Consider the following 13,428-nt stretch of genomic DNA (forward strand, 5'->3'; position numbering starts at 1 on the left):
TTCTTGCCTAATGTCAAATTCTATCGATCACAAAACGATCACAATTATTGTGAATCTAGCCAACAAAAATAAATAACTTAATGAAATTAATGTAAATTTATCCTGGTTATTTTTTCAGAGGAAAACATAACCAAATAAATAATGTTTTTTAACTTTAAAATAACATAAGAAAATATAATTAATTATGATAAGTAAAAAACGAGCTACTCCACGACAAGAAGTGTTATGTCTACAACAAGCCATTGATCCCCATTTACCAGGCTTAATTCTTGAAATCGTTTTTCGCATTGATGGTTCCCTTTCCGGGCAACAATTGAAATCGCGCATTGACGCTATAGTCAGGCGGCATTCCTCGCTCAGACAGCGTTTTGAATTTCAGGATGGGAAATATTGGGTTGTGGAAGCACCACCGGAAGCATCAGGGTACTGCCATATTCGTTTCCTGGATGAAATTCCTGATTCATCATTATCTGAAATTTTGCTCCCCGATAGCCGCGAATTTATGGGGATCGAATCAGAGCGATTATTTAAGGCAGAAATCATTGAAACAGGAAATCATGATTTATATTTAGTGGTCAGGGTGCATCACGCCATCGCGGATCTCTGGTCTGTTGGCTTGTTGATAGAAAACTTGAATGATGCAGATCCTGCACTTCCCCAGAAAAAAAGTGATTCTCTGCCCCCAAACATTGATCGCGATTTTTGGCGCACCCTACTTTCACACGAAGCTTCTCTCTCGCTACCTCTGAAAACGTTACCGCCGAAACCTCAGCCACAGCAAGCCCAAGGTAGCGCTGGTTTTCGAAAAATGGTGACACACCATTTTAACCTCAGCACGGAAGATACCGCCAACCTATATGAGTTAGCCAAAACGTGTTCCGTGACTCCCTATTCAATTTTGTTGGCAGCACAAGCACTCACACTTTCGAAGCTGGGGATGAGTCAAAGAGTCCCTATTGCAGTGACCATGCATGGCAGGAATAAATATAACCATCAAGAAGTGGGTTATCTGGCTAATACCGTTGCCATCCCTGTCGGCATTGAAGATATAAGTGTCCATAATTACATCAAGAATAATGGCGACCTATTGCGTAATGCCATCCATGCCACCAGCGGAGGAGGTTATCCCGAACTCGTTGAACTCATGGCACAAGAAGGATTACAACCGCCACTGCCCAATTCAGCGGTGATCTTTCAGCAAGATGTGCCTGGCATGGCCAGAGGCGTCGCTGCCGCTTTACTGGGCTATGGTAAGGTACACTTGAAAGATCTGACACTGTCCACGGTCATCGCACCAACCAGTATCGGCCCTTTCAGTAATACGGTATTAATGACCCAATATGACGACCAGTTATTCGGCCGGATCGAAATCGATCCCGCCCAACATCCCGCGTGGCTGGCACAAGCTATGGCAGAGCTTTTTCAACACACCCTTGAATCTATGGTGCGCTATCCGCAAGAAAATCTGTCAACCTTGCCACAACGCCCAATACACCAAGCTGTGTATCTGGCGACACGGGAACAATTGCCTCGTGAACATTTGTCTGAAATTGAAGAAACGCTGATCACTTCTGTTATCCGGCAAATACAGTTACACCCAGATAGACCCGCCATATTCAGCAAATCAGAATCGATTAATTATGGTGAGTTAGGCAAACGTATCGCAAATATAAGCCGTTCATTACGCACATTCGGCCTGGAATCTGGCCGCTCTGTCGGTATTTTACTGCCACGCGATATCAACCTAATTCCTGTTTTATTGGCTGTCATGGTATGCGGCGGAAATTATGTTCCCCTCAGTCCAGACAATTCAATTGAGCTGAATGGCTCCATTGTAGAAAAAGCCAAATGCCAAGCGATCATTACACACAACAACACAACGCCAATTCTATCTGACCGAGTGGAACACTGGTGCCTTGACGATCTCATGCAGGAACAGAATGAAGCACTGGTAGATCTGTCCAAGTTACACGCCACTGCCTATATATTATTTACGAGTGGTTCAACAGGACAACCAAAAGGTGTTGCCATTAGTCATGCCAACGCCGCTCATTTAATGCGTTGGGCCAATCTGGAATATCGTTATGAGCAACTGGCTGTCACTCTGGCAGTCACCCCCATCACTTTCGATCTTTCCGTCTTTGAAATGTTTGCACCTTTGGTCGCTGGCGCCAGCGTCAAGATGATTCATTCCGTCATCGATATCATCGATCAACCTTCAATCATGGAAGATGTCACGTTGCTAAATACCGTACCTTCCGCCGCTGAAGCGCTAATACAGCACAATTCATTGCAACAGAGTGGATTACAGGGCAATACTCAGAAAAACGGCTTAAAAGTCATCAATCTTGCCGGTGAGCCGTTAACGCGCGATCTCTATCTCCGTTTGCGTCAGATTCTGCCTAATGTGCGAATTATCAACCTCTACGGCCCAACCGAAACCACAACCTATTCCACAGGATTGGAACTGACCCAAGACGACGATATCACCATTGGTACTCCCTTATCTGGAACTTACGTTCAGGTTCTGAATGAAGATCTGGCACCTGTTAGCATTGGCGTGATCGGTGAGCTGTTTATTTATGGGCATGGTGTTGCACAAGGCTATCTCAATGAAGCTGCTCGTTCCGCAGCAGCCTTTCTACCTGCGCCCAATGGGGAACGCTGTTATCGCACCGGTGATCTTGTCAGATGGTTACCAAATGGCAATCTTGATTTTATTGGTCGTCGGGATGATCAGGTCAAAGTACGCGGTTTTCGCATAGAACTGGGGGCTATTCAGGAATTTTTACAACATTTTGATCATGTTAAGGAATCCGCCGTATTCATTGCCGGAGCAGGGCAAAAACGGCATATCGTGGCATTTATTGTCCTCACTGAACCCATCCAAGAGGAATATAGCCACATTAACCAGATAAAACAGCAATTACTGCGCTCATTACCTGCTTACGCCATTCCTTCACAATTCTACCTGCTTCCTGAACTACCCAGAAATAAACATGGGAAAATTGACAGGACTCAATTATTACAAGAGGCCAAACAACAACATTTCCCTCCCAATGAGATGTCCCCTATTGAGCAACGTGTGGCTGCCTGCTGGAAACACGTGATCGGCATAGACGCTGCCCCAAATGATAACTTCCTTGAAATCGGTGGACACTCACTTGTGTTAACTGAACTAACCGGATTATTAAGGAATGAATTCAATATTCACATCCTACTGCATGACCTCTGGATCAGGCCAACCATAAGACAACAAGCCGAATTCATTAGCAGCCTACAGAACGCGGTTAATACCAAATCTGCGCCGATTCCGATTCCACGGCTTAACCGAAACAATTCACACCATTAATCAGGAGTGTTGGATGAACAATAATGCACACCAAACGATGATTTTTCCTGCCTCCCATAGCCAGGAACAACTTTGGTTCCTTAATGAGCTGGCGCCAGATTCACAACTGGCTTATACCATGGCCGTTCGGGTTTCCATTGATGGTGAGCTTGATGTGCTTAAACTACAACGTGCCGTAAATCAGGTCGTGTCATCACAAGAAATATTGAGAACCTCTTTTTCCTATGCCAATGGAAAACTGAGCCAAGTCGTCTCACCATCCGCCACACTGCCCATTCATACAATGGATTATCTCAATGATATGGCAGGCGCATTGCGATTAATCAATATGGAAATCAAACGGAAATGGTCTCTGGAGCAGGCACCGCTTTATCGGTTACTACTGATAAGGACAGAGCAAAGTCACTATGAATTACTCCTCAGCACCCATCACATTGTTTGTGACGGAATATCGCTGCAATTGCTACTGAAAAGAATTTTCACTGCCTATGAAACCGGACACGATTTTATGGCAGCGGATGCCCTGCAATTTGCCGATTATGCCGCCTGGAATAAACAAACGACCCATCAGGGGCTTGATTACTGGCGATCACAGCTAGCAGGGGCTTCGACTATGTTAGAAGTCGCACCCATGACACAGCGCAATGATAAACAGTCTTTCACCGGCGCCCGTATCCCGCTGAATTTTACCTACAGTGAATGGCAATCCATGCGACAGGGAGCAACCCAAATCGGGGTATCAGCAGCAGCAATATTCTTGGCTGCATACTGTATTGTCCTGCATCGCATGACAGATCAGGACGATATTTTGGTCGGCATCCCAACATCAAACAGAATCAGACCAGAGTTACGTAATGTTATTGGTTATCTCTCCAATATTTGTGTTTTTCGCAGCCAATATGATGAAGAGCAAAGTGTCACAGACTATCTAAAATCTGTGCAAAAGACACTTTCTGACCTGATTGATCATAGTGAAACGCCACTACCTGAAATATTGCGTACCATCGAGCATGTTCGGTCTCCTGGTTTTCCTCCTCTCTTCCAGGTCTTGTTTGGCTATGAACAGGATACGCCTCGTTCTTTTGATGCTGGCTCGCTGCATTTGACGTTTTCCGATGTAGATACCGGTGCTTCTCGTTTGGATCTTTCCCTTTTCCTGTTTGAAGATCCAGATCGCAATACAACAGGTTTTCTGGAATATGCCACCGACATCCTTGATGCCTCAACCGCGATTAAGATTTCAAGTATGTTGGAACATGTCCTAAAGCAGTTTGCTCACTCAACCCCAATGCTGCTTAATGAATTAAACATGGGGCATGGGGATTCCCGTGCTGTATCTAACCCTATTGAGCCTGAATTCCAAAGCATTCCTACTCGATTATCAACCTTAGCAAAAAAACAGCCTGATGCGCTTGCTCTGTGTGACGAGCATATCCAGCTAACGTTCCATGAACTCAATCAGCAGATTATGTATGCAGCGGGCATATTGAACACACACGGCATCGTTGCTGGCTCTCATGTCGCCATTATGGGTAAACGCGGAGTCGCGTGGGTCGTCACCATGTTAGCTATCTGGCAACTGGATGCGATCTATATTCCCCTTGATGTGACTATGCCGGAGCCCCGGTTGCAAGACATGCTATCAAGATTAACCAACGTGACCCTGATAGCAGATGAAACAGTGCCTGATTCTTTCAGGCAATGGCAGCCTATCCAGATGGCATCACTGTGGTGTCTTTCTCCGCAACATATCGAAAATCCTGAACCCCATGTCGGCACAGCCGCTGGCTATATTATGTTTACCTCTGGTTCGACCGGACAACCCAAAGCCGTCCTGGTTCGTCAGAATAATCTTGTCTCCACATTAAATGCATTTGGTCATCTGCTGAATATCCGTCCTGACGATCGGATGTTGGCTCTGACCACGTTCTCTTTCGATATCTCTCTGTTGGAACTCCTGTTAACGCTGGTACACGGTGGAAGTGTCTATATTGCGCCTACCGCAGCACAACGGGATGGCAGCAAGTTAATTGAATGTCTGAATAACCATGAAATCACCCTGGCTCAAGCGACACCTATCACATGGTCGCTCGCCTTAATGACGGGTTGGTCGCCACGGGAAAATTTAACTATGCTGTGCGGCGGAGAGCAGTTGCCCCAAGACTTAGCAGATCGCTTGTGTCAGCCCGGCATGACATTGTGGAATCTGTACGGACCAACAGAAACAACAATCTGGTCAACGGCATACCAAATACAACCCCGAATGCATCAACGTTGTGTCATTCGCTTGGGGGCACCGATCGCGGGTACGCAAGTGGCGGTCGTGGATAAACATCTCCAGCCTGTTCCGAAAGGATTTTTAGGTGAACTGATGATTTCAGGGTTGGGAGTCAGTGCCGGGTATTACGGTAATGCGCGTGAAACCGCCCAAAAATTCTTACCTGATCCCTATACCACAGGAGCAAGAGCCTATTTGACGGGTGACATGGTACGCATGTTACCGGACAATTCCCTGCTCTACGCAGGTCGGCGTGACGATCAAATCAAGCTACGCGGACATCGCATTGAGCTGGGAGAAATCGAAGTCACACTCAGGAAACTCCCTAACGTTAAAGAGGCTGCCGTATCTCTCTCTGCTCAGGGAAACGAAAGTGCTGCACGACTTCAGGCATTCATTATTTTTTCAACGCCTGTTGAAGATGAACAAGAGTGGATGAGCCACGCCCTTAATACCCTGAAACAAGATCTACCAAAAGCATGGATACCCACAGAATATTTCCGCATTTCAGACATTCCCCTGACACACAATGGCAAGCGGGATAAAAAACGCCTGCAAACCCATGCTGTTCGCATGAGTACTACCGTTGAAAGCATAGCCCCAAGAAATGAAGCGGAAGCTAAGATCCATGCTGTTTGGAGCCAATTACTTGGCACAAACCGCTTTGGTGTCACAGATGATTTTTTCCAACTTGGCGGTCATTCCATTTTGGTCGCCCAGATGGTGGAACGTATTGAAATGGCGTTCGGGGAACGCATACCTATCGCAGATATTTATATTTCCCCAACAATCGCCCGTATCGCAGCAACACTGGAATCCATGCAATTCGATACGGGAATAAAAACCGAAGGAGTTCAGGGGAACTGGGAATTTAACACGATAACCCTCAATTCCCTCAGCGATTCGTTCAACTCCCATGCCCCATCCTCTTCTCAGGTTCAGGAGAAATAAATCGTGCAAACTAATCATATGGTCGCTTTCGAAGATCAACTGCGCTCACACCCACTGGCTCAGAGAGCACTCAGTGCACATCCACTTTCTACAGAACAAAAAAGGATCTGGTTACTGACTCAATTATCTGATGCCAATATGATGCCCATTACTGCTCACATTCAGGTAAACGGGCAGTTAGATATTGCAACGGTGCAAATTAATCTCAGTCAGTTAGTGACCAAGGCTGAAACCCTGCGCAGCCTGTTCATTGAAGTGGCAGGTCAACCCGTCAGGCTATTAATGCCGACAGGACAGGTACAATTTGAATTTTCCAATGTAACGCCCTCTGAGTTTGAATCTGAACTTATCATCAAACCTATTGATGTCAGTGAAGGCCCATTACTGCGCATTTTCATTAACAAACTCTCGGAAGAAAAATATGATGTTTTTTTGGCTGGTCACCCTATCTCACTGGATGAAGTTTCACTAAGACTTATTGCAGAGTCGCTATTTTTACCAGCAAGTGATTTGCCTTCGTTATCGGCTGGTGATTTGACGGCTGCATTGCAGGCAGAACAAGTTCGCTTAGACAATGAAGCCGTCAGAAGCGCAATTTATCAATGGGGACAAAAACTGCAAGCGCCAGCCGCAACCGAAATCCCGATTGAATTTCCTCGACCAGAGATCAAACTGACACAACGTAAAATCCATAAAATACAACTCAGCAAAGCATGGCAGACAAAAAGCCCAGAACATTTTATCTCTTGCTGGCTCGCAGTATTAATGCGCTGGCAAGGTTCCCATGCTGCCGTTTGTGGCGTTAAGGTTCGCGATCCTTCTCTTTCTGCTGTTATCGGGCCATTGCAAACATTCCTGCCCATTCGGGTTGATTTGACCGAAAACGGTACACTGGGGGATATCAGCCAACAAGTCGCTGAACAGTTAGCAGCGGAAAACAAAGTGTCATTTTCCAGTTTGTTGGAAATCTGCCCCCCTAAACGGGATCTAAGCCGAACACCTTACTTCCAAACGGGCTTGAGCTATGTTGAAGCCAGGCACTATTCCGATTTAAACCGTGAGATCGAACTGGTGGAATGCCCGCCACTGTTCTCATCCAATGACCTTGATCTCTACATCACTTGCTATGAAAGAGAACAAGAGATAACGCTGGTGATGGACTATGACTGCAACGTTTTGACCAAGAAATGGGTCGATACACTGGAAGAAGCGTTAACAACACTGCTATTTACCCCCTCTGAGCAGTGTATTGAAACTGCATTGCTAATATCAGACAAAACGCGGGAAAAGATCTTGGCCGTTTCACGGGGACGCAGAACATCCCCCCTGAATGCGACACTCTCTGATTTGGTTGCGGAGACGGTAAAATCAGCGCCGAACAATATCGCCATCATGGATGATACTCAACAGTTGAGTTATGCAGAATTATGGAATCGCTCTGAATCTGTGGCTGCAAATATTCAATCACACGTTACACAATCAAAACAAATTATTGCCGTATGCCTGCCCAGAACGGTTGATTTCGTTGCTACAGTATTAGGTATATTACGTTCAGGTCACGCATTCCTGCCCCTTGATCCACGCCTGCCCAGTGACCGAATCCGCTTTTTATTGGAAAACAGCGGTAGCTCATTGGTCGTCACGTCACAAGGGCAGATCACCCGTGATTGGCCAAAAGTGCCTGTACTCTGCATCGAAGACCTTGATATTTCAATTAACTGGCAAGCCCCTGAAAACTTATCAGACAAAGACGCCGCTTACATTATTTACACCTCTGGCAGCACCGGACAACCCAAAGGGGTACTCGTTGAACACCAGCAAGTGGTCAATAACTTAATATGGCGTCAACAGACTTGGCCTCTGCATCCGCAAGATAATGTCCTACATAATCATTCATTCAGTTTTGATCCCAGCATCTGGGCACTATTCTGGCCTCTCACCAGCAGCGCCACTATTGTGCTGGCCGATACGGCAGCAATGGAAGATTCAAACATCCTGATCAATCTGATTAAACAACACCAAGTCAGTATATTGGGAGGTGTACCCAGCTTGCTGGGAGCCTTAGTCGATCATCCCCAGGCAGAAAGTTGTCACTCCATCCGGCGGGTACTCAGCGGCGGTGAAGCACTGAATTCAGATTTGGTCCAGAGGCTCCACACCGTTTGGCAGGCCAAGGTCATCAACCTGTATGGGCCAACAGAAACAACGATTGATGCTCTGGCTTATGCTGTTCCGAATGATATTTACGATCCTATTCCCATCGGTTATCCCCTGAACAATGTTGATGCTTTTGTCGTTGATCCTGATCTTAATCTCGTCCCCTGTGGCGTTCCTGGCGAGATCATGATTGCCGGCAAAAGTCTGGCTCGCGGTTATCGGAGTAAACCGCAGGAAACCGCCCTGCGTTTCCTGCCCAATCCTTTCGGTACGGGGCGTCTATATGCCACTGGCGATATAGGGCGTCGTCTGTCTAATGGCGCGATCAGTTATCTGGGACGGCGTGATCATCAAGTAAAAATCCGCGGGCATCGCATTGAACTTAACGAAGTTGCCCATGTAATACGTCAGGTTTTGGATATCAGTGAAGTGATTGTTTTTGCGATTGATGCAGGAACAGAACAAGCAAGGCTGATTGCAGCAACAGATCAAAAAACAAAATGGGACGCTAACAAGATCCTCCCGCAATTATCCCAACATTTACCGACTTATTTAGTACCCGCACAATGCCTGCTGATGGATAAGTTACCCAAAACCCCCACCGGAAAAGTGGATCTGTTAAAACTGGCTGAATTGGCAACACCCACTAAAACGGAAACGACCACACTCAAGGGACGTGCTCCCCTGTCAAAACTGGAAGAATCCGTCATGCAAGATTTTGCTCAGGTACTAGGCTTGTCAGAAGTCACACCTGATACCGATTTCTTTGAGCAAGGTGGTACATCCATTCTCTTAACCCGATTGGCGGGTAAACTGGCCACACAGCACCAAGTTCAGATCCCATTACATGAATTTTTCCGCGTTCCTACGCCCGCTGCGGTGGCAGAAGCCATAGAAATTTATCGGCGCGAAGGTTTGTCTTCCCTCCTTGCGCGTCAGCATGCACAAACCCTGGAAGGCGATATCTGGCTGGATGACAACATACAACCGCTGGGGCTGCCACATGCCAATTGGTATCAGCCCGAATGCGTTTTCCTTACCGGAGCAACCGGTTATTTGGGGTTATATCTGATAGAACAACTCCTGAAACGAACATCCAGCAAAATAATCTGCCTGTGTCGTGCCAAAGACAACGAACATGCCAAAGAACGGGTTATTGAAGGCCTGGAAAAATATCGCATTGAAATTGAAACCGAACTGCATCGGGTCGATTTTTGGGTGGGTGATCTGGCGCTCCCCCATTTCGGCCTATCCGATAATCAATGGCAATCACTAGCCAACCATGTAGACGTGATCTACCACAATGGCGCTTTAGTCAACTTTGTTTATCCCTACAGTGCACTAAAAGCCACCAACGTAGGTGGTACTCAGACAGTCTTCGAACTCGCCTGTACAACCAAGTTAAAAAACGTCCACTATGTTTCTACCGTGGATACTCTGCTGGCGACACACATGCCACGACCGTTCCTGGAAAATGACAACCCATTGAAGTCCGCTGTTGGCGTTCCGGCTGGCTATACGGGCAGTAAGTGGGTCGCCGAAGGGGTTGCCAATCTCGCTCGCCAGCGGGGTATCCCCGTAAGTATTTTCCGCCCTGGATTGATTCTGGGACATACAGAAACAGGTGCATCGCAGAGCATCGACTATTTATTGGTTGCCCTGCGCGGCTTTTTGCCAATGGGTATTGTGCCGGATTATCCACGTATTTTTGATATCGTACCGGTAGATTATGTTGCTGCCGCCATTGTGCATATTTCACAGCAACCACAAAGTCGGGGTAAATTCTTCCATCTCTTTAACCCAGATCCCGTCTCCATTCGCCAATTCTGCGATTGGATCCAGGACTTCGGCTATAAATTCAAGATAGTGCCTTTTGAGGAAGGTAGAAAACGTGCTTTAGCCGTTCCACCCGGTCATCACCTATACCCATTGATCCCCCTGATCAAAGATGCCGATCCAAAACCACATCGGGCACTTGATCCGGCCTATAGGCATGAAGTGAACCCAGAATTAGAAGGACAGCAGACGTTTGAGTTACTGGCCTCCTCAGACATCCCCCGTCCAATGACCATGAAAGGATATGCCCACAAGATCCTGAATTATCTGATTGAGACCGATTTCCTGATAGCACCAGAAACTTTACAACACCAGACACAGGAACAGAAATAACATGAATCAGTCATCTTTCCCGATATCAAGCAACCCTTTCATTCTGGGCATACCTGAAGACTTACCCGTGGATGAACAAGGTTTGCAGTCAGCAAAAATGCTGGCAAGTCAAGTGATAACACAAATTGAAGCAGCACAGGCTTATCGGAGCTTGACGACGTTCATAAGCACATTAAACAACATTCACCAACAACTCCCTCAGGTTTCTGATGGCGTCGCAGTGGATGATCCCAGAGAAAGTCAGGAAAACAGAGACAATGACAAAGCGTTCTGGATTGAGAGGCATCGGGGAGAAAGCACCGCTCTATTAATCAAAGCCACACTGGAAGCCACCGTGCAGGTCTGTGAATTAGTCGAACGTTGGGGCACCAATTTGAGCCAAGGCGAGTGGAATCAGGTCATCTCTACCGTCGATGCCATTTTGCATACGATTATCGAGCCACGCGGTATGCCGCAAGTCCGGGACTATTCATTGGCCCTCCCTGCTCGGCAAGAAGATCCAAACATGCCCTTTAGACGCTGGGTAAGAGGACACCTGCTGTTTATGGTGCTTTGCCAGGGGATGAGCCTGTCCCTCAACCTGATGACGAAGGCCGCCCAGAATAACGATATAGAACTTGCGCATGCACAAGCCAACCGAATTATTCAATTGATGGATATCTCTCGGATCACGCTTGAGTTCGCTACCGATCTCAATCAAGAACAATATATAAGCGAAATCCGGCCGACATTAATGCCGCCCATAGCGCCTCCCAAAATGAGCGGCATTAATTGGCGTGATCACGAAGTATTGGTTCGCCTGATGCGCCAGTCGACACCAGTCTGGAGTTTTATTGAACAAACACATCCCAAAACTGTTGAGCGTATGCGTTCGGTGCTGACTGAAGTTTACACCGCTCATCGCAACGTTTGCGAAAAATTTGTGGGGGAAAGCAGCAGTAGCTTACTCGCCAGAAAAAAAGCGGCTACCCCTGCTGGCCAAATTCTGGAAGGGCTTAAAAAAACGCGGATGAGATCCCTGGATACAAGCTCCCTGACCCCAGATGAACCCAAAAAATAATCCCAGAATGCCCTTTATTAAGGAGACCAATATGGCAACTTTTCTTGGTGAAAATGACTCTGTGTTATGCCTTGTCGTTACTAACGCCAACAAACAATATTCAATCTGGCCAAGTGGGCGGGAACTCCCGTCTGGATGGTCTAAAGAAGGGTTTGAAGGATCACGTAGTGACTGTCTGAAATACATTGACCTCGTATGGACAGAGCCTACAGCTTATAGCACGACACAATAATAGTAAAAACAGTCGTAAAAACGTTATATACCGACCCAACCATTAACCTATAACAATATTATTATTAAGGAATTAAGATATGACATCTACCCATCGCTCAGATGACTATACAAAGCCTGCTCAACTCGATATGGCCGGGCTCAGTTATCTTCTATTTAGTCATGCGGCATTCCAATATCTTAGAGCAGCTTGTGAGCTTAATTTGTTTGAAACGATCACAGACCTTCATGAACCTACGAAGGAAAAAATCAGAACAGCGTTGGGTTTGGAAGAGCGAGCAACAGATATCTTGCTATTAGGTGTCACCTCATTGGGTATGTTGACAAAAGACAACGAAATTTACAGAAATGCGGAGGTTCTGGAAGAACTTATGAGCACGGACGATTGGCAACGCTTTAAAGATACTGTGGCATTTGAGCAGTATATTGTCTATGAGAGCCAGCTCGACTTTACCGAATCTCTGCGGGCAAACAGCAATGTCGGTTTACGGCGTTTTCCGGGCACAGGTCGTGACCTTTACCACCGTATGCACCAACATCCTGAACTTGAAAAAGTTTTCTATAAATATATGCGTTCTTGGTCTGAACTTGCCAACAAAGATTTGATTAAACACCTTGACCTGTCCAACACACATCGTCTGCTCGACGCGGGCGGTGGTGATGCCGTCAATGCTCTTGCACTAGCACAGGCCAATCCTCACCTGCATGTGACCTTGCTCGATATAGAATCAGCACTGGCAGTTCCCAAATCCAAAATTGCGGCTGCGGGGCTTGGAGACAGAGTTGAAGCCAAGGCTTTGGATATCCTGCATGATCCTTTCCCAACCGGCTACGATTGCATTCTTTTCGCCCATCAACTGGTTATTTGGACACTGGAAGAAAACACACGCATGTTGCGCAAAGCCTATGATGCCCTGCCAAAAGGGGGACGAGTTGTGATTTTCAACTCAATGTCAAATGATGAAGGAGATGGTCCTGTTGTTGCTGCACTAGACAGCGTTTACTTCGCCTGTCTGCCCGCTGAAGGAGGGATGATTTATTCCTGGGAACAATATGAACACTGCCTGAATGAAGCCGGATTCAAAGATCCACAACGCATCCGCATTCCAGGCTGGACGCCACATGGCATCATCATTGCCCATAAATAATTATTACCGATAAAAGATCGCGGGTATAAATCACATTAAGTCATCCAGCCTCTTAATGCCGGATGACTTTTTTCGAGACATT

At 46.5% G+C, this 13,428-nt stretch carries 6 protein-coding genes; all 6 read left to right on the plus strand.

The genetic code is table 11. From position 1 onward, the window contains the following. The first annotated feature begins 184 nt into the window (after window positions 1–184). The 6 genes from IQ209_RS11390 to IQ209_RS11415 all read left to right on the plus strand — a co-directional run bounded on the left by IQ209_RS11390 (window position 185) and on the right by IQ209_RS11415 (window position 13,346). Window positions 185–3,352: a non-ribosomal peptide synthetase gene (locus tag IQ209_RS11390; RefSeq protein WP_193851412.1), complete on the plus strand. Its 3,168-nt coding sequence runs from the start codon at window positions 185–187 to the stop codon at window positions 3,350–3,352. Between the two features lie 13 nt (window positions 3,353–3,365). After that, a complete protein-coding gene (locus tag IQ209_RS11395) occupies window positions 3,366–6,581 on the plus strand; it encodes a non-ribosomal peptide synthetase (protein WP_193851413.1) in 3,216 nt (1,071 codons plus the stop codon). Window positions 6,582–6,584: 3 nt separating this feature from the next. Then, window positions 6,585–10,907: an amino acid adenylation domain-containing protein gene (locus IQ209_RS11400; protein ID WP_193851414.1), complete on the plus strand. Its 4,323-nt coding sequence runs from the start codon at window positions 6,585–6,587 to the stop codon at window positions 10,905–10,907. A 1-nt stretch (window position 10,908) separates the two neighbouring features. Then, window positions 10,909–11,967: a hypothetical protein gene (locus IQ209_RS11405; protein WP_193851415.1), complete on the plus strand. Its 1,059-nt coding sequence runs from the start codon at window positions 10,909–10,911 to the stop codon at window positions 11,965–11,967. A gap of 31 nt (window positions 11,968–11,998) precedes the next feature. Beyond that, the gene (locus IQ209_RS11410) at window positions 11,999–12,199 is read left to right on the plus strand and encodes an MbtH family NRPS accessory protein (RefSeq protein ID WP_193851416.1); all 201 of its coding nucleotides are present in this window, start codon (window positions 11,999–12,001) and stop codon (window positions 12,197–12,199) included. A gap of 79 nt (window positions 12,200–12,278) precedes the next feature. After that, the gene (locus IQ209_RS11415; protein ID WP_193851417.1) at window positions 12,279–13,346 is read left to right on the plus strand and encodes a methyltransferase; all 1,068 of its coding nucleotides are present in this window, start codon (window positions 12,279–12,281) and stop codon (window positions 13,344–13,346) included. The last annotated feature ends 82 nt before the right edge of the window (window positions 13,347–13,428 follow it).

Origin of the sequence: Xenorhabdus sp. BG5 (assembly GCF_015163665.1) — a bacterium.
Lineage (GTDB): Bacteria > Pseudomonadota > Gammaproteobacteria > Enterobacterales > Enterobacteriaceae > Xenorhabdus.